This window comes from Planktosalinus lacus (assembly GCF_014640155.1).
Lineage (GTDB): Bacteria > Bacteroidota > Bacteroidia > Flavobacteriales > Flavobacteriaceae > Planktosalinus > Planktosalinus lacus.
In genome coordinates this window covers 182,482-200,144 of the sequence record NZ_BMGK01000007.1, presented here as the reverse complement: position 1 = coordinate 200,144, position 17,663 = coordinate 182,482, and the positions used below count along the sequence as shown (strand labels likewise).

The 17,663-nt window shown below is 37.2% G+C and carries 22 protein-coding genes and 1 tRNA gene; 13 read left to right on the top strand and 10 right to left on the bottom strand.

Annotated features, from left to right (window positions below; genetic code table 11):
* Window positions 1–2 precede the first annotated feature (2 nt).
* Together arfB and IEV69_RS09940 are read left to right on the top strand one after the other, a co-directional pair.
* On the top strand, window positions 3–407 hold the full coding sequence (gene arfB / locus IEV69_RS09945) for an alternative ribosome rescue aminoacyl-tRNA hydrolase ArfB (RefSeq protein WP_188442006.1): 405 nt from the start codon (window positions 3–5) through the stop codon (window positions 405–407).
* Between the two features lie 309 nt (window positions 408–716).
* A complete protein-coding gene (locus tag IEV69_RS09940; protein ID WP_188442004.1) occupies window positions 717–2,960 on the top strand; it encodes a TonB-dependent receptor in 2,244 nt (747 codons plus the stop codon).
* A gap of 232 nt (window positions 2,961–3,192) precedes the next feature.
* On the opposite strand, the gene IEV69_RS09935 is transcribed toward IEV69_RS09940, so the two are convergent.
* Complete coding sequence (locus tag IEV69_RS09935) at window positions 3,193–3,624, bottom strand: Rieske (2Fe-2S) protein (RefSeq protein WP_229741421.1); 432 nt, start codon at window positions 3,622–3,624, stop codon at window positions 3,193–3,195.
* Window positions 3,625–3,790: 166 nt separating this feature from the next.
* On the opposite strand from IEV69_RS09935, the gene greA reads away from it, so the two are divergent.
* The 3 genes from greA to IEV69_RS09920 all read left to right on the top strand — a co-directional run bounded on the left by greA (window position 3,791) and on the right by IEV69_RS09920 (window position 5,179).
* On the top strand, window positions 3,791–4,267 hold the full coding sequence (gene greA, locus IEV69_RS09930) for a transcription elongation factor GreA (RefSeq protein ID WP_188442085.1): 477 nt from the start codon (window positions 3,791–3,793) through the stop codon (window positions 4,265–4,267).
* Window positions 4,268–4,358: 91 nt separating this feature from the next.
* Window positions 4,359–4,748: an HIT family protein gene (locus IEV69_RS09925; protein WP_188442001.1), complete on the top strand. Its 390-nt coding sequence runs from the start codon at window positions 4,359–4,361 to the stop codon at window positions 4,746–4,748.
* Window positions 4,745–5,179, top strand: a complete 435-nt coding sequence (locus IEV69_RS09920) for an acyl-CoA thioesterase (protein WP_188441999.1) — start codon at window positions 4,745–4,747, stop codon at window positions 5,177–5,179. Before IEV69_RS09925 ends, IEV69_RS09920 begins: the two co-directional genes overlap by 4 nt.
* Here the strand turns inward: IEV69_RS09920 and IEV69_RS09915 are convergent.
* A complete protein-coding gene (locus IEV69_RS09915; RefSeq protein ID WP_188441997.1) occupies window positions 5,152–6,321 on the bottom strand; it encodes a sensor histidine kinase in 1,170 nt (389 codons plus the stop codon). The two genes, IEV69_RS09920 and IEV69_RS09915, sit on opposite strands and share 28 nt — an antisense overlap.
* Before the next feature lie 112 nt (window positions 6,322–6,433).
* Here IEV69_RS09915 and IEV69_RS09910 point away from each other — a divergent pair, with 112 nt between their 5' ends.
* The 5 genes from IEV69_RS09910 (at window position 6,434) to IEV69_RS09890 (ending at window position 10,189) form a co-directional block, all read left to right on the top strand.
* Window positions 6,434–7,309, top strand: coding sequence for a flavin reductase family protein (locus IEV69_RS09910; RefSeq protein WP_188442084.1), 876 nt, complete (start codon window positions 6,434–6,436; stop codon window positions 7,307–7,309).
* Window positions 7,310–7,312: 3 nt separating this feature from the next.
* Window positions 7,313–7,690: a DUF3127 domain-containing protein gene (locus IEV69_RS09905; protein ID WP_188441995.1), complete on the top strand. Its 378-nt coding sequence runs from the start codon at window positions 7,313–7,315 to the stop codon at window positions 7,688–7,690.
* A 48-nt stretch (window positions 7,691–7,738) separates the two neighbouring features.
* A complete protein-coding gene (locus IEV69_RS09900) occupies window positions 7,739–9,112 on the top strand; it encodes a short-chain fatty acid transporter (RefSeq protein WP_188441993.1) in 1,374 nt (457 codons plus the stop codon).
* Window position 9,113: 1 nt separating this feature from the next.
* Window positions 9,114–9,752, top strand: a complete 639-nt coding sequence (gene aat, locus IEV69_RS09895) for a leucyl/phenylalanyl-tRNA--protein transferase (protein ID WP_188441991.1) — start codon at window positions 9,114–9,116, stop codon at window positions 9,750–9,752.
* A 77-nt stretch (window positions 9,753–9,829) separates the two neighbouring features.
* Window positions 9,830–10,189, top strand: a complete 360-nt coding sequence (locus IEV69_RS09890; protein ID WP_188441989.1) for a tetratricopeptide repeat protein — start codon at window positions 9,830–9,832, stop codon at window positions 10,187–10,189.
* On the opposite strand, the gene IEV69_RS09885 is transcribed toward IEV69_RS09890, so the two are convergent.
* Window positions 10,190–10,759, bottom strand: a complete 570-nt coding sequence (locus IEV69_RS09885) for a DNA-3-methyladenine glycosylase I (RefSeq protein ID WP_188441987.1) — start codon at window positions 10,757–10,759, stop codon at window positions 10,190–10,192.
* Between the two features lie 115 nt (window positions 10,760–10,874).
* Between IEV69_RS09885 and IEV69_RS09880 the strand changes: the two genes are divergently transcribed.
* Window positions 10,875–11,507, top strand: a complete 633-nt coding sequence (locus tag IEV69_RS09880) for a thioredoxin family protein (RefSeq protein ID WP_188441985.1) — start codon at window positions 10,875–10,877, stop codon at window positions 11,505–11,507.
* Window positions 11,508–11,519: 12 nt separating this feature from the next.
* Here IEV69_RS09880 and truB read toward each other — a convergent pair whose 3' ends face one another.
* The 5 genes from truB to IEV69_RS09855 form a co-directional block, all read right to left on the bottom strand.
* Window positions 11,520–12,230 carry a tRNA pseudouridine(55) synthase TruB gene (gene truB, locus IEV69_RS09875; protein ID WP_188441983.1) on the bottom strand — a complete coding sequence of 237 codons (711 nt, stop codon included), beginning with the start codon at window positions 12,228–12,230 and terminating at the stop codon, window positions 11,520–11,522.
* A gap of 4 nt (window positions 12,231–12,234) precedes the next feature.
* On the bottom strand, window positions 12,235–13,029 hold the full coding sequence (locus IEV69_RS09870; protein WP_188441981.1) for an undecaprenyl-diphosphate phosphatase: 795 nt from the start codon (window positions 13,027–13,029) through the stop codon (window positions 12,235–12,237).
* Entirely contained in the window at window positions 13,030–13,284 is a 255-nt protein-coding gene (locus tag IEV69_RS09865; RefSeq protein WP_188441980.1) for a DUF3098 domain-containing protein, read from the bottom strand. It lies immediately after the preceding gene.
* A gap of 35 nt (window positions 13,285–13,319) precedes the next feature.
* Entirely contained in the window at window positions 13,320–14,198 is an 879-nt protein-coding gene (locus IEV69_RS09860; RefSeq protein ID WP_188441978.1) for a cell division protein FtsX, read from the bottom strand.
* A 143-nt stretch (window positions 14,199–14,341) separates the two neighbouring features.
* Window positions 14,342–14,423, bottom strand: a tRNA-Leu gene (locus IEV69_RS09855).
* Window positions 14,424–14,538: 115 nt separating this feature from the next.
* Between IEV69_RS09855 and IEV69_RS09850 the strand changes: the two genes are divergently transcribed.
* Window positions 14,539–15,927: a dipeptidase gene (locus IEV69_RS09850; RefSeq protein WP_188441976.1), complete on the top strand. Its 1,389-nt coding sequence runs from the start codon at window positions 14,539–14,541 to the stop codon at window positions 15,925–15,927.
* A 76-nt stretch (window positions 15,928–16,003) separates the two neighbouring features.
* On the opposite strand, the gene IEV69_RS09845 is transcribed toward IEV69_RS09850, so the two are convergent.
* A complete protein-coding gene (locus IEV69_RS09845) occupies window positions 16,004–16,864 on the bottom strand; it encodes a peptidase associated/transthyretin-like domain-containing protein (RefSeq protein ID WP_188441974.1) in 861 nt (286 codons plus the stop codon).
* Window positions 16,865–16,921: 57 nt separating this feature from the next.
* Entirely contained in the window at window positions 16,922–17,152 is a 231-nt protein-coding gene (locus IEV69_RS09840) for a hypothetical protein (protein ID WP_188441971.1), read from the bottom strand.
* A 186-nt stretch (window positions 17,153–17,338) separates the two neighbouring features.
* Between IEV69_RS09840 and IEV69_RS09835 the strand changes: the two genes are divergently transcribed.
* Complete coding sequence (locus IEV69_RS09835; protein WP_188441969.1) at window positions 17,339–17,578, top strand: helix-turn-helix domain-containing protein; 240 nt, start codon at window positions 17,339–17,341, stop codon at window positions 17,576–17,578.
* Window positions 17,579–17,663 lie beyond the last annotated feature (85 nt).

Here is a 17,663-nt window from a genome sequence, read left to right as displayed (position 1 = left end):
AAATGCGTACTGATATTCTGCTCAACGAACTCACTTTCAAAGCCACCCGCAGCAGCGGTGCCGGCGGGCAACATGTCAATAAAGTTGCATCACGTATCGAATTAAGCTTCGATATTCCCAACTCACAAGGCTTAACAAAAGTGGAGAAAGAACGCCTTGAAGCGAAACTTGCTTCGCGCTTGACCAAGGAAGGCATACTGCTTTTAAGCTGTAGCGATAGTCGTAGCCAGCATAAAAACAAAGCCATCGCCATCGAGCGTTTTTTAGAACTCATTAAAGAAAACCTCAAAGTCAAAAAAGCCCGTAAAAAAACCAAACCCTCCAAAAGTGCCATAGAAAAACGCCTGAAATCAAAAAAAGAAAAAGCACTTAAAAAAGCCAACAGAAAACCCCCGAAAATTAATTAAAAATCTCTAAATTTGCCCCATCTCAAAGGGGTGCTGATGTAGTGGTGAGTTATTAGTAAATAGAGGTGAGTTGAAAATCAGCTCTTTTAACAATTAACTATTAACCAACAACTAAATCGGCTGAGATTATACCCAATGAACCTGGGCGGGTAATGCTGCCAAGGGACAGAAGCAAAGTGCTTCATCTGTGTATGAACCCCCTTTATAATTCGGCTCGAGCGATTTATTAAGGGTTTTTTTATACACTTATTTTAATCAATTAATAACAAAGAATAATCGCCCCTTTTATTCGTAATAACTTTTTTACGAATGAAAACTTTATTCACATTCTCGCGAAAGCGGGAACCTCATCAACAGATTTCTTGCATTCAAACTAGGAAATCCCTTTTAATCATTTGTTTAATCTGTTTTTCTGGAATTCAAATTCTGGCACAAGAAGAAAACGACTCTATCCAAAAACCCGAAATGCTCGATGAAGTATTAGTAAGGTCTGTACGTGTCGATGCTGATTCCCCCATTACACACAGCAATGTCAGTAAAGAGGAACTAGAAAAACGCAACCTGGGTCAGGACATTCCCATCTTGTTGAATTATTTGCCTTCAGTGGTTAGTACTTCAGATGCCGGTGCCGGCGTGGGATATACCTATATCAGGGTGCGTGGCAGTGACGCATCACGTGTAAATGTAACCTTGAACGGAATCCCTTTTAACGATTCTGAAAGTCAGGGAACTTTTTGGGTCAACCTGCCAGATTTTGCTTCCTCAATTGAAAACCTGCAATTACAACGTGGCGTGGGCACATCCACAAATGGTTCAGGTGCCTTTGGAGCAAGTTTAAACCTCTTGACAGATGCCGTCTCAAAAGAGGCCGGAGCCGAGATTTCAAACAGTTTTGGAAGTTTCAATACCCGTCGGCATAACCTGAAATTCACCTCGGGATTACTTCAGGACAAAATTGAAATTGCCGGAAGACTTTCAGCCATTGCATCAGACGGTTATATTGACCGGGCATCATCAGATTTAAAATCCTATTTCCTGCAAGGTTCTTTTGTAGATAAGAATACCCTGATTAAAGCCATCACCTTTGGCGGACATGAGGTTACTTATCAAAGCTGGTTTGGCATCGATGCTGAAACCCTTGAAGAAGACAGAACTTTCAATCCCGCTGGAATGTATTTTGATGTAAACGGCAATATGAAATTCTATGACAACGAAGTGGACGACTACAAGCAAGACCACTACCAACTACACTGGAACCAGCGCTGGAACAATTTCTGGTCAACAAACATAGGGCTAAACTATACTTATGGAAGAGGCTTTTTTGAGCAATATAGAGAGGACGACAGCTTTGGAACATACGGTCTGGATCCCATAGAAGTGGGCGGTGAAACCATTGATGAAATGGACATCATCCGGCGTCGCTGGCTGGATAATGACTATTATGTAATCAATGCCAATACCACTTTTAAAAAGAATTGCCTTGAACTCACTTCAGGCGTGTTTTACAGTTTATATGAGGGTGACCACTTTGGTGAAATCATCTGGGCGCAATATGCCGCAGGTTCAGAGATCAGAGATAATTATTACTTTAGTGATGCCACCAAAAGCGAATTTACAGTGTTTTCAAAAGCCACGTATAAAATCAATGACCAGTGGCAGGCATTCGGTGATTTACAAGGCCGTTTCATCGATTATAAAACCGGAGGGATTACATCAGATATTGTTCCAGTTGATATTAATGAAAGCTTTAATTTCTTCAATCCAAAAGCCGGATTAAGTTATCAACTCAACCCCACTAATCAGTTTTATTTATCTTACGGAAGAGCACATCGTGAACCCACCCGGAACGATTTTGAAGAAGGTATCAACACCCCCGAAAAACTCGACGATTTTGAATTGGGCTGGCGCTATGCTTCCAAAAGGATAAATGTAAACACCAACCTGTTTTATATGGACTATAAAGATCAGTTAGTGCTATCTGGTGAACTGAATGATGTGGGTGCACCTTTACGCACCACCAGTGGAGAAAGTTACCGATTGGGAATTGAAGTAGAAGCAGACATCCGACTTGCAAATCAATTGCGCTGGATGCCCAATATCGCATTAAGCCAAAACAAAAACCGAAATTTTGTAGCCTCCATCGACGGTGAACTGGTCAACTTGGGAACGACTAACATTTCTTTTTCACCCGAAGTAGTAGCCAACAGCATGCTGATATACCAACCATTTGAAGGGTTTCAAGTGGGCTGGTTATCTAAATTTGTAGGTGATCAATATATAGGGAATATCGACAGCGAGGCCTCCAAATTGGATAGTTTTTTCATCAATGACCTCAATATCATATATGAAATTAAAGACATCCCGGTCTTCTCATCCATTTTACTCAACGGAATGGTCAACAATATTTTTGATGTGAAATATGTGTCCAATGGTTACTTTTTTACTTATGATGATGATTTCTCAGAACCGGGAACCATAACCACCATTGAAGGTGCGGGTTATTACCCGCAGGCAGGTATTCACTTTTTAGCAGGTGTTACGTTGAAGTTTTAGTTATTAAAAAAATAAACCGCAAAGGTTTTAAATTTAAGCTTTGCGGTTGTTTTTAGATAAAAAATCCATTATTTCCTGGGTTTTTTTACCCTATTAGAATTAAAATATTATATCTGTATAGTAATTTCAGGACGGGTCAAAAAGTAACCTTAAGTATAGATACTGTATAGATACTCCATAGCAAAGGCTGAGATAAAGCGACCCTTAGCTTTCTTAGATAGATTCTAAATAATTAATTTGAAATAGAAATCACATTCCCATTTCTTTCAGCACGATAACGTTGCATAGGGTACAAATTGGGTTGAGTGACATGCTGTCCTGTGATGATATTGTACTTGTTGTTTTCATTTGGACAAGGACACATAGCTTCAATGCCCTCAATGGTCATTCTCGAGCAATCATTGGGCACATGATTGGGGTCAGTTAAATCAAGCGCTACATATTGATTGTTATCGATATTATACACCACAATTCCTTTAATCCCCTGAGAGTTTAAAAGTAGGCTGTTCCCGGGAAAATTCAACGGATTGTACTGAGGCAAACTCAAGTCGAGTTGCATATTTACCATTGGATCAATCAAATAAGGATTATTTCTGTTTACATCATCATCGTTATTACAAGAAAACAACAGAACCCCGATTGTTAGGATAAAAAACTTCTTCATAGAAATATAAATAATATGATGCAATGTACGATAAAAACGAAAGCAATTAAATTTTTAGTATATTTGCAATCAAATCCCGTCCCGAATGGGATTTTTTTCGTTCCCGCAGTTGACTGAATTATTCAGTGTAGCGGGAATCTTTGTATTATATAAAATTGAAGAAGTTATGAGTAAAGTATCTTATTACACTGAAGAAGGACTAAAAAAATTAAAAGACGAATTGGATTATTTAAGAGATGTTGAACGTCCAAAGGCTTCACAGGCCATTGCTGAAGCCCGTGATAAAGGTGACCTGTCAGAGAATGCAGAATATGACGCGGCCAAAGAAGCCCAGGGTATGCTGGAGTTACGTATTTCCAAAATGGAAGAAATTGTCTCCAACGCAAGACTAATTGACGAATCACAATTGGATACTTCAAAAGTATTGGTGCACTCAACAGTCAAAATAAAAAATCAAGCCAATGGTACACAAATGACTTATAAACTTGTAGCGCAAAGTGAAGCCGACCTGAAAGCCGGAAAAATTTCTGTAGATTCTCCAATAGGAAAAGGATTGCTTGGTAAAAAAGTAGGTGAAACAGCAGAAATTCAAGTGCCCAACGGAACTGTAACATTTGAAATTCTTGAAATATCAAGAGATTAATATTTGTGTTTAAAAATTAAAAGGGCAGTATAGACTGCCCTTTTTTTGTTTATTGGATTTTGTATCTTTAGCCTATTAAAATTTGACAAATATGCCTACTATTTTCACAAAAATCATTCACGGAGAGATTCCATCATATAAAGTAGCAGAAGACGAACATTTCATCGCTTTTCTGGACATTAACCCCAACGCAAAAGGTCATACTTTATGCGTCCCTAAAGTGGAAGTCGACAAACTGTTTGACCTCGAAGAAAGTACTTATCTCAACCTGATGCAATTTTCACGAAAAGTAGCCAAAGCACTTGAAAAGACTGTTTCGTGCAAACGTATAGGCGTTGCTGTAGTTGGCTTGGAAGTGCCACACGTGCACGTGCACCTTATCCCGCTCAATCAAATAAGTGATATGGATTTCAGCAAAAAAGTATCGCTTACCCCGGATGAGTTCGAAACACTCGCTTCCAAAATTCAATCCGCTTTATGACAGATCTGAATGACTTTCCTCTGGAAATACAATTGCGCATCGACTGGAGTGACCTCGATGTATATGAACATGTAAACAATGTGAGTATCATAAGGTATTTGCAATCAGCACGGGTGAATATCTGGGAAAAATCGGGTTTGTATAAAAGCTATAAAGCAACCAATCGTGGCCCTATGCTGGTTTCTTCCAAAGTGGACTTTAAAAAATCATTGTTCTACCCAGGCACTATAACAATTAAATCAAGAATTGGTTCTATCAAAAACAGTAGTTTTTCATTGGAACATCTCATTCTCAACGATAAAGGAGAGACATGCATTGAAGCACGTGATGTTGCAGTTTGTTTTGATTTTAACACCGAAAAAACCTATCAAATCCCCGATGATTTAAAAGCAGTGTTTAAAAGCTATTCTTCAAGTCGCAAGGAGATTTGAAAAGTGGTCCCCACTCCCTTTTCTGAAGTTTTTACTTTTATTTTACCCTGATGGTAGTCTTCAATGATACGTCTTGTAAGTGATAATCCTAGACCCCAACCACGTTTTTTAGTAGTAAACCCCGGTTTAAATATTTTATTGAAATCTTTTTTTGGAATTCCCTTTCCGGTATCTGAAATTAGAACACAAACTGATTTAGTGTTCTTTTCGATTGTAATGGTTACTTTTCCCTTCCCCTTCATGGCATCTATAGCGTTTTTCACCAGGTTTTCTATGGCCCAACTATAAAGCTGCTTGTTAAGCCTCACATAGATGGGGTCATCGGGAATATGCAACTCAAACTCAATCAATTTTGAGCTACGGGCTTTCAAATAATCAAACGATTTGATCGTCTCTGATACCACGTCTTTTTTATTTAACACCGGCATCGACCCTACTTTTGAAAAGCGATCAGTAATGGTTTGCAACCTGAAAATATCTTTCTCCATTTCAGTAATATACTCAGGGTTGATATGCTCAGTCTTTAAAATTTCAGTCCATCCAACCAAGGAGGACAATGGAGTTCCTATTTGATGAGCGGTTTCTTTTGCCATTCCGGCCCAAAGCCTATTTTGTTCAGCTATTTTCCGAGTTCTGAAAAAGAAATAAACCACTCCGATAAACAAAAGGATAATCAGTAAAATAGCAAGTGGATAGTATTTTAATTTTGTAATGGTACTTGAATTCCCATAATAAATTGTACTAAAAACTTCCCCTTCATATGTAACATCTATGGGTTCATAATGAGTTTTAAACTTTTCGATAAGTGCTTCAATTTGATTGAAAGTCTGTACCTCTTCTTCAGGTATGTTATTAAACTCATAGTCACCTTTGTTAAGCCCAACGCCATTATTTGAATAACTATAGAGAATCATTGGGGTGGTAGTGTTGCTTTTTAAAATCTCCAATGCTAACTGGGTAACAGTTCCGTCAATATCAGTGTCTTTGAGAACCTCCTGGGCAGAAGCCCAAATTTCCATTTTGGTTCGTTCATTTTCTTTTAATTCGTTAAAAAACACAAATGTGTTCCAGGAAATAATAATTACGGTAATTAAAGACAGAAGTACAAAAACAACTCTGAAATAATTCTTTTCGTTTTGCATATCGGGAACAATTTTGATGTTAAATATAACAGAAAACCATTTAAATAATTGTGTTGGTAATTTAAGAAGATTTTTTAGAGACAAATTTTTAACTTTCGCTACCTTTGCCAATATGATTTCATTTGAACCCAAAGACCTTTCAGTCGGAAGATTACATGGTTATTTATTAGGGGCTGTAACCCCAAGACCTATAGCCTTTGCAAGCACAATTGACAAAAACGGACATGTAAATTTATCCCCGTTTAGTTTTTTTAATGTGTTTAGTGCAAATCCACCCATTTTGGTGTTTTCGCCGGCAAGGCGTGGAAGAGACAATACCACCAAGCATACTTATGAAAATGTGCTTGAAGTGAAAGAAGTTGTCATTAACGTTGTGAATTATGCCATGGTTCAACAAATGTCACTCGCTTCAACTGAATACCCAAAGGGTGTCAATGAGTTTGTGAAAGCAGGATTTACTGCCATTCCTTCAGAAAAAATACAACCTCCAAGGGTTGCAGAAAGTCCGGTACAATTTGAGTGTAAAGTGAATGAAGTAATTCAGCTGGGTGAAGAAGGCGGTGCAGGAAATTTAGTGATTTGTGAAGTGGTTAAATTACACATTGATGAAGCGGTTTTAGATGAACATCAAATTATTGATCAACATAAAATTGATACCGTGGCTCGTATGGGGGGCAATTGGTACAGTAGAGCAAATAAAGGCATGTTTGAAGTGCCAAAACCACTTTCAACACTTGGAATTGGAATTGATCAATTGCCGGAAACCATAAAATCAAGTACAGTTTTAACCGGAAATGATCTGGGAATGCTGGGCAATATTGAAAAATTACCAACAACAGAAGAAATAACACATTTTATTTCAGAAAACCAGCAACTAAAATCAAAACTTAGTTCGGCTGATACAGTTGAAATTCATAAATTAGCACAAAACTATTTACAACAAGGAGACCTCCTTTCTGCCTGGAAGGTGTTGCTCGCAAAAATTTAAACAATGGAAGTACAAGGAAAAATCAAAATGATTGGTGAAACACAAACCTTTGGAAACAATGGTTTTAGAAAGAGAGAAGTTGTGGTAACTACTGAAGAACAATATCCTCAACACATCATGGTTGAGTTTGTTCAGGACAAAACAGATTTGTTGAACAACTATAATGTGGGTCAAAATGTAAAAATAAGCATCAACTTGAGAGGACGCGAATGGGTAAACCCCCAAGGAGAAACCAAATATTTCAATTCCATTCAAGGATGGCGCATCGAAAATGTAGAGCAGGCAAGTCCGGCATCAGACATACCCCCTGTGCCACCCGCTGAAGCTTTTGAATCTGCCAATGATTTAAATGAAGAAGACCACGACGATTTACCGTTTTAAAAAACCTTAATAACCAAAAGCGCATTTTAATTGCGCTTTTTTTATTCTATGACTTTCACCAAAACCTTAGAGAAAGTTTTTGAGAAAATAATCCCTTCCCCTTTTGTCATAGCAGTTTTCCTGACAGTTTTGACAATCATTCTCGCATTGCTTTTTGGTGATTTTTCTGCCGCCGATAACCGGTTTACATCAGTGATGAAATTCTGGGAAAAAGGGATCTGGAACAACGACTTGCTGGTGTTTGGTTACCAAATGATGCTCATTTTGGTGCTTGGGCATATTTTAGTTTTAAGCAAACCTTTGAGCAAACTTACAGATCGAATTACCGATTTGGTTCACTCTACCACGAGTGCTGTTATTTTAGTAAGTGTCTCTACAATGCTGGTTGCTTTTTTTAATTGGGGTCTGGGTTTGATTTTTGGAGCCATTATGGCAAGAAAAGTCGCCGAAGCATCAATAAAAAGAGGATTCTCAATCAATTACCCCTTAGTGGGTGCTGCCGGGTATGTGGGACTGATGATTTGGCATGGCGGAATCAGTGGTTCTGCACCCCTCAAAGTAGCCGAAAAAGGTCATATTCCTGCCTTAATGAAGGGTATTAGCTCGCCCGAAACCACAGCTCAATTACCTGAATTAATTAGTACCGGTGAAACAGTTTTAAGTTGGTGGAATTTATTAATCTTTGGAGTATTACTGATTGTTGTACCATTGGTCTTATTTTTTTTAGCAAAATCATCAGGCACAAAAGCAATTAATTTACCTCAACAACAAATCAAACACAAAAACGAAGAAAACGCCTCAACAAACAAAATTGAAAACTCAAAAATTGTCGCAATTGGATTTGGTTGTTTATTACTGTTGGCTTTTATCATTCAATATTTTGAAGCGCTGAAATCCCTAATCATCACTCCCAATATGCTCAATTTTTTTATGTTGGGACTTGGAATACTGCTTCATGGTAGTTTTAAAAGTTATGCCAATGCTTTAGGAGAAGCCATTTCGGGTGCATCGGGAATTTTAATCCAGTTTCCGTTGTATTTTGGGATAATGGGTATTATGAAAGACGCCGGAATGGTGACGATGATCAGTAACTTTTTTATTAGTATTTCGAATGAAACCACCTTGCCGGTATTTACTTTTTTTAGTGCAGGTTTGGTCAATATATTTGTGCCCAGTGGTGGTGGCCAGTGGGCACTACAAGGTCCAATTATCATTGATGCTGCTTTACAAATGGGGGTGCCCTTACCAAAAATTGTCATGGCGCTCTCTTATGGTGACCAAATCACAAATATGCTACAGCCCTTTTGGGCTTTGCCATTGCTTGCGATCACCCGATTAAAAGCTAAAGAAATTTTGCCTTATACAGTTATTTTGATGCTTGCCGGAAGCTGCATTTATCTAGCAGGCTTATTGATTTTTTAATATGATTTTCCTCAAAGACAACAGTTCATTTCCCGATGTTTCTTTAGCCGATGAAGAAGGCCTGTTAGCGATTGGCGGAAAACTCAGAACAAAACGACTTCTGGAAGCTTATAATTCAGGTGTCTTTCCCTGGTATTCTGAAGGACAACCTGTTTTATGGTGGAGTCCAGATCCAAGAATGGTATTGTATTTAGACAAACTAAAAGTTTCAAAAAGTTTGAATAAGACCATTCGAAGTCGTTGTTTTAATGTTACTTTCAATACCGCTTTCACGGAAGTAATTCAACAATGTTCCATTACTTACAGAAAAGATCAAAACGGCACCTGGATAACTCAAGAAATGATTGATGCATACACCAAATTACACAGCAAAGGATATGCACTTTCAGTAGAAGTCTGGCAAAATGAAGAATTAGTGGGCGGACTCTATGGTATTGATTTGCCTGAAAAAAAAGTATTTTGTGGCGAAAGCATGTTTCACAAAGTGAGTGATGCGTCAAAAGTTGCATTGGTTCACTTAGTTGAGCATTTGAATCTAAAGAATTATAAACTGATAGATTGTCAAGTGCATACAAAACATTTAGAATCGCTGGGGGCCTGTTTAATTCCCAGAGATGAGTTTCTTAAATATATCAAATAATTCGTAAGAAAATTCTTAACTCTTTGGTTTTTAAGTATTTTTATTACATTTACAAAAATCTAAGTCCAAAACTTACAATGAGAAAAAACCTCACTCCCCTTTTTATTGCCTTGTTCTTCATGGCATTTACTGCTCAAGGTCAAGAAAATCTATCAACAAAAACGCTCGAATCAAATAAGATAGATGTCATTAAAATTTATGAAAACGTCTTGGAAGAAGGTTATGAATCTCCTCAAATTTATCAAAAACTAGCGCAAGCAAATTTTGCCAAAGAAAATTACATTGACTCCAAAAAATGGTTTGAAAAATGGTTTGAGATTGATAAAAACCCAATTCCGGTAGCCTATTATCACTATTCCAAAACGTTGGAGTATTTAAATGAAAATGAAAAGGCAAAAAAATATTTTGACCTTTACAAAAAATTTTCTAAAAAATAACTAAACTTCAGCATGTCTGAAACAATCTACGAGATGATCATTTACCATTCCCGTAGCCTGCATATGTGCATACACCACCGTGCTTCCCATAAATTTGAAACCACGTTTTTTTAAATCTTTGCTTATGTTGTCTGAAAGTGGTGTGGTTGCAGGAGCATCCTTCATTGATTTCAGAGTGTTTTTTACCGGGGTTCCATCAACAAACCCCCATATATAATTACTAAAACTCCCAAATTCTTTTTGTACCTTTATAAATGCCTGTGCATTACTCACTGCGGCCCTAACTTTTAGTTTATTCCTGATAATTCCGGGGTTTTGTAATAACTCCTGAATTTTATCTTCTTGATATGTGGCAATCTTAGCGTAATCAAAATCATCAAATGCTTTGCGAAAATTTTCACGCTTACGCAAAACAGTAATCCAGCTCAAACCTGCCTGAAAACTTTCAAGAATTAAAAACTCAAATAAGGTGGTATCATCAAAAACCGGCACACCCCATTCAGTATCATGATAGTTTACATAAAGCGGATCAGTTCCACACCAAGGACATCGATTTATGATTTTAGTCATATTCTATTAATAATGTTTATTTTATATTTGTAACGCAAACGAATATACTCGAAGATTTTTAATTGTGAAAGTTTTCCATAGTTCTTGCGACCCAAATAACCTAAAATCTTAACCTATGAATTCAATTGTAATTGCATTCACTTCACTTAGTGAAAAAGTAATTGAAAAGGCATTGTCATCTGCAATGTCTTACAAAGCTTATCTTGAGCAAATGAACGCTTTTTCGATAGAAGAAGCCACTTCAGGACCTGATCAATCTGAAATACTGATTGACTATACCGCATTAAATTATAAGCGTATGAAACGCCTTGACAAGAGTATTGATTTAGACAATGCACACAAACAAAAAATCAATAAACTTGACAAAAAAATCACCTGGTTGGTCATTACTGAAACCTGGTGTGGCGATGCTGCTCAAGTGATTCCGGTATTAAATAAAATAGCCGAGAGTACTGACAATATTGAGCTAAAGCTGGTCTACCGTGATGAAAACGAAGCCTTAATCAATGCTTTTTTAACAGATGGCGCTCAATCTATTCCTAAATTAATTGCCTTAAACGAAAAAAACGAAGTGCTTTATACCTGGGGCCCAAGACCTTCAGAGGCTACAAAAATGGTAGTCGATTTCAAAAGCATTAATGGCAATTTAACTCCCGAATTTAAACATGATTTGCAAAAATGGTACAACAAAGATAAAGGCGTAGGCATCATTGTTGACCAAATAGCCATGCTAAACAAAATTGAATAGTGTTAGTGTTAATTAATCTGAAGGGTTTGAAAGCTTTAAATTGCTTTCAAACCCTTCTATTTGCAATGCATTTTCAACCGAAAAATTACCAATTTTTGTACGCCGCAAAGCCGAAAGATGGGCGCCATTTTCTAAAACTTTCCCAAAGTCATGAGCCAACGAACGGATGTATGTGCCTTTGCTGCATTGCACCCTGAAATCTACTTCCGGCAGGGAAATTCGTGTAATTTCAAATACTGAAACATGCACAGTCCTGAATGCGACTTCCACATCTTCACCGCTTCGGGCGAATTCATACAATCGTTTACCATCTTTTTTTAAGGCTGAAAAAACGGGAGGTTGTTGCTGTATTTCGCCGATGAATTGGTGTGTGGCAGCGTGTATCTTTTCTTCGGTAAGATTGGAAATATCAAAACGCTCATTGATTTCGGTTTCCAAATCAAAGCTGGGCGTAGTGGCTCCCAAGGTAAAGGTGCCGGTATATTCTTTTTCCTGGCCCTGATAAGTGTCTATTTGCTTGGTGAACTTCCCCGTGCAAATGATTAAAAGACCGGTTGCTAACGGGTCTAATGTGCCCGCATGACCCACTTTTATTTTTTTTAGCTTGAACTGTTTTTTAATCAACCACCGCACTTTATTGACCACCTGAAAAGAAGTCCAATTCAGGGGTTTGTCAATTAAAAGGATTTGACCTTCCTGGAAAGATGCTGCAGTATAATTCATATTTTTAATTATAATACCCAAACACAATAGAAATCACCCCAACGATAAAGCAATACACGGCAAAATAAGACAGCTTGCTTTTCTTTACAATCGCAATCATCCAGGTACAGGCAATGATGCCAAAAACAAAGGCTGCTGCGAAGCCCGCGATCAATATGCCCAGATTGGCTGTTTCGTTTGAAATGTCCCCACTTAAAATGTCTTTGGCCATTTTCCCAAGAATTAAAGGGACGACCATCAAAAAGGAAAATCGTGCCGCTCGTGCCCTGTCAATACCCAATAATACCGATGTCGCAATGGTAGCTCCACTACGGGAAATACCGGGAAGAATGGCAATGGCCTGTGCCACACCAATGACAAAAGCATTTTGAAAGGTTACTTTTTTAGTTGTGTTTTTGGCTTTATCTGCAAGCCATAAAAGCAAGGCCGTGATGATTAACATAAACCCTACAAAGAGTATATCACCACTAAAAAGCGACTCCAGTTGGTCACTAAAAACCAGACCGATAAAAACCGCTGGGACCATCGATAAAATTATTTTGAGGGAGTATTTAAATTCCTCATTCCATTTGAACTGAAAGAGGCCTTGAAAAATTTCGATTATATCTTTTCTAAAAACAATTACGGTGCTCAGTGCTGTGGCAAAATGTACTACCACAGTAAACAATAAGCTTTCTTGCGGAATGCTTTGATCGCCTAATAAAGCTTTTCCAATCTCAAGATGACCACTGGAAGACACCGGTAAAAACTCCGTCAACCCCTGGACTGCGCCAAGGATCAATGCATCAAGATACGTCATCTACTTTTTATTTGGGTTCAATAAAATGGCATAGACTTCAATGGCAAATCCTATCAGGATGAGTGCCGGTGCTAACCTGATGCGTCTCCAATTATAAATCTCAGGGTTGAACACATTGGGGTCGTCACTACCACCCCCCACCATCAGGATAAACCCCAGGGCAATAAACCCAAGGCCAATAAACATCCATTTATAGTTTTCCTTTTGAAAGATAAATTCTTCTTTGTTTTCTAACTTTCTTTTTTGTTCTCCCATGAGTATAAATTATTCTATTGTCTAAAATCTTTTGTTTAATAATATAGCTCGTCTGTTCTCAAATTCAAAAATCGTTGAGTTGCAAAGAAGGTACTCAACCAAGAGATGAAAACCCCTAAAACAAAAATTGAAAGGAACATAGCTCCTAGTATTAAGGGTTGTTCAATCAATAACAGCTCAGGAAACGTTTTATTGAGAGAATATATTACCACTCCCATTCCAATCCACGCCACAAAAATTCCAACAACGCCCAGTTTAATGCTTTTCCAAATAAAGGGCTTTCTGATAAAACTTTTAGTAGCTCCCACCATTTGCATGGTTTTGATGGTAAATCGCTTCGAATAAACAGATAATCTTATCGAGCTGTTGATCAGCAAGACTGCAATAAAAGTAAAAACTCCACTAATAATAAGCACCCAAAAACTAATTCTCTTGATATTGTCATTGAGCAATGCGATGAGGGGCTTGTCATAAATTACCTCATCTACAAAACCTTTTGCCAGTAATTCATTGGTGATTTCTTCCATTAGTTCCGGTGTGACAAAGTCTGCATTTAAAAACACATCAATAGAGTTTTGCAACGGATTATCACCCAAATAATCAATAAAATCTTCACCAATCTCAACACTTAATTTTTCAGCAGCTTCCTCTTTTGGAACATAAACAGCACTCTTTGTATAATCGGCCAGAGAAAGACTTTTTTGCAACTGCGTAATCTCTACCTCCTTGGCGGTTTCTTTTAAATAAATACTCAGTGCAATTTGTTCCTTAAAATGATCTGCTACCTTTTTTGTGTTTAATACTAATAGCCCTAACATACCCAGTAGAAATAACACCAGTGAAATGCTAATAACTACAGAAAAATAAGATGAAATCAACCTGCGTTTCTGGTATTTTTCAAAAGAGGTGCTCATAGGACATTGTTGTTTACTGCTGTAAAAATACTAAAGTTAAGCAACTTTAAAGTGCTAATTTCACCTGAAATAACTTAAAAATGAAAGAAAAAGTATATTTTATAAATACAAAAAGCTCCTCATTGCTGAGAAGCTTTCTTTTGTGCGGGCGGAGAGACTCGAACTCTCACACCTTGCGGCACTAGATCCTAAGTCTAGCGTGTCTACCAATTCCACCACGCCCGCATTTGGATTTTTGTTTTAAGTGGGTGCAAAGATAAACAAAGATTGGAATAAAAAAACAACTTCCTTTATAAAAATGAGAGATTTTCGTAGTTTTACGTTTCAATAAAACCTTACTATGAAGAGCGCAAAAAATTATATTGAAGAAAACAAAGAACGTTTTCTCAACGAACTCATTGACTTACTTAAAATCCCATCTATCAGTGCCGATTCTGCTTATAAAAAAGATGTGATTGCTACTGCTGAAGCTGTTAAAACCAGCCTTGAAAAAGCCGGTTGTGATGTGGTTGAAATCTGTGAAACACCCGGATACCCCATCGTATATGGCGAAAAAATAATCGATAAAAACCTGCCCACCGTTCTGGTGTATGGCCACTATGACGTGCAACCACCCGATCCGCTGGATTTGTGGGAGAGTCCGCCGTTTGAGCCTGTTATTAAAAAAACAGATACCCATCCCGAAGGTGCAATATACGCCCGGGGTTCTTGCGACGATAAAGGGCAGATGTATATGCATGTGAAGGCGATGGAATATATGACCCAAACCAACCAATTACCGTGCAACGTCAAGTTTATGATAGAAGGTGAAGAAGAAGTGGGCAGTGTGAGCCTGGGATGGTTTTTGGAACGTAACCGTGAAAAGCTCTCTAATGATGTTATTCTCATCAGCGATACCGGAATGATTGCCAAAGATGTTCCATCCATCACCACCGGTTTACGCGGACTAAGTTATGTGGAAGTGGAAGTCACAGGACCCAACCGTGATTTACACTCCGGTTTGTATGGCGGTGCCGTGGCCAACCCCATCAATGTGCTGGCAAAAATGATTGCCTCCTTGCACGATGAAAACAATCATATCACCATTCCTGGATTTTACGATAAAGTAGAAGAACTTACTACGAAAGAAAGAGAAAAAATGGCCGAAGCCCCTTTCAGTCTTGACGCTTATAAAAAGGCACTGGACATCAATGATGTGTATGGTGAAAAAGGCTATACCACCAATGAGCGAAATTCAATCCGCCCAACATTGGACGTAAACGGAATTTGGGGCGGTTATACCGGTGAAGGTGCCAAAACGGTGATTGCCAGTAAAGCTTACGCGAAAATAAGCATGCGCCTGGTGCCCGATCAGGACTGGAAAGAAATCACCGACCTGTTCAAAAACCATTTCGAGTCCATCGCTCCGAAAGCCGTTAAAGTAAAAGTCACACCACACCACGGTGGAACCGCTTATGTAACACCCATCGACAGTCTGGAATACCGTGCCGCTGAAAAAGCTTATGAAGCCACTTTCGGTAAAACACCCATCCCGCAACGCAGCGGTGGCAGTATCCCAATTGTTGCCTTGTTTGAAAAAGAGCTGAAAAGCAAAACCATACTGATGGGCTTTGGTCTGGACAGTGATGCCATTCACTCACCCAATGAACATTTCGGTATCTGGAATTACCTGAAGGGGATTGAAACCATCCCGCAGTTTTTTCATTATTTTACGGAGATGAAAAAGTAAAATTTTAAGGCTAAAAATAAAAACTTCTTTACAAACTTGTTCAAAATCGATTTTAAATAAATATTTGATTTCTTTATTATTTTCTAACAATTAATGAAATATTTAAATTTCTGTTGATATCACCAGCACCGGATTGCTTTAAAATCTCATTTAAATCAAACATTTCTTTATTTGGGTCTAAATGAAATTTAAAATATGTCTTTGCTTTGAAACCATCTGAAATTACTTCTGTTAATTGTGGATGAATAGTATTTAATTCATTATTATCCATATCATTAATTCTCAAGAATTCCAATCCTATCCAAATACCAGTTTTTTGAAAAAATACAGTGTTTTCTGGTATTTTAATAATAATTTCATCTTTTGTGTTAATGTTCACTTCGTCAGGTATACTGCTGTGTAAAATGCCAAGGTTATCGTTGTAAAAATTAATTCTGTAAGTTGCAATTATGTTATTATTTTGTCCTTTTTGAAATCTATTTTTTTCTAACTTAATTTTTAATAATATGATTTCTGAATCCTTTAAGTTTTCTTTAGGTAAAAGGTTTACAAGTATTTCATTCCCTATAGATAAGGGCCAAGAATTGAAATTTTTGGGCTTTTTTTTGCTATAACCAATTATAAAAGGTTTTTCTTGGTTGTGAATTACAACTTCTTTTAATATAATTTTTTCTGGTGTCATCATAACAACCCCTTTTTTGAGGTTTGTTCTTGCGATTTTCTTTTCCTTGTATCCCAAGAATTTTATGGAAATTGTGTCAGATTTAATACTCCCGATATCAAAAACACCATCTTCGTCAGTATAAAAAGCAATTTCACTATCTATAACCAATGCATATGGTAATTTATTCCCATGAATTGAATCTACAATTTCAATTTTTTGAGAAAAAAGAAATGAGTTTGACAAAAGCGCTAAAATGACAATTGCTGATTTCATGATTTTTTAATTAAAAAGAAGGAATACTACTGCTAGTAAATAGCAGTAGTAAATTTTCTATTGTTGCTGATTCCCTGCTCCAACAATTTCACATCCAGTATTTATCCAAAATACATAATAACAACATGTCTGATAACATTGACCGTTTGGCATACACCAAACTTCCCCACAAGATGTCCCCCAAAACGGTCCTTTATTTTCTTGTGATTTTGATAAATTGCTGCTTTTCATTGAAAACATTGCGAATGTTACTAATAATAAAGATAAAATTTTAAGTGCTTTTTTCATGATTAAATAGGTTTTAAGGTTAATTATTGAATTAAAATTCTCTATTTAAACTCGATTAGCCTATTCTAATTGGAATAAAATGCATCTTTTCCTAATAATATAGGAAAAACCCTCTTTAAAATACAGGAAAAACACCCTTTTTTAAAATATTGATTATTAATACATTGCACTCTAGTGTAAATATCTATGAGCAATTTAGGTTTTAAAATAAAATCATTACGTGAAGAGAATAATATTACTCAAGAAGAATTGGCTTTTACTTTAGATATTTCCCAAGCCACATTAAGTAAGATAGAAAATGGTTCAACCACTACCCTTTCTTTTTCTCTGGTGCAAAAGTTAGTTAGTCAATTTGAAGTGAATTTTGACTATTTTACAGACTATACTCCTAAGAAAAAGACATATCAGGGGGGGGGTAAACACTAATACGTTCGCTCTTATTGTTTTAATAAATACCTCTGTAACCAAACAAGACAGGTTTTTTTATCTTATGTCATAAGTCTTGTAGTCT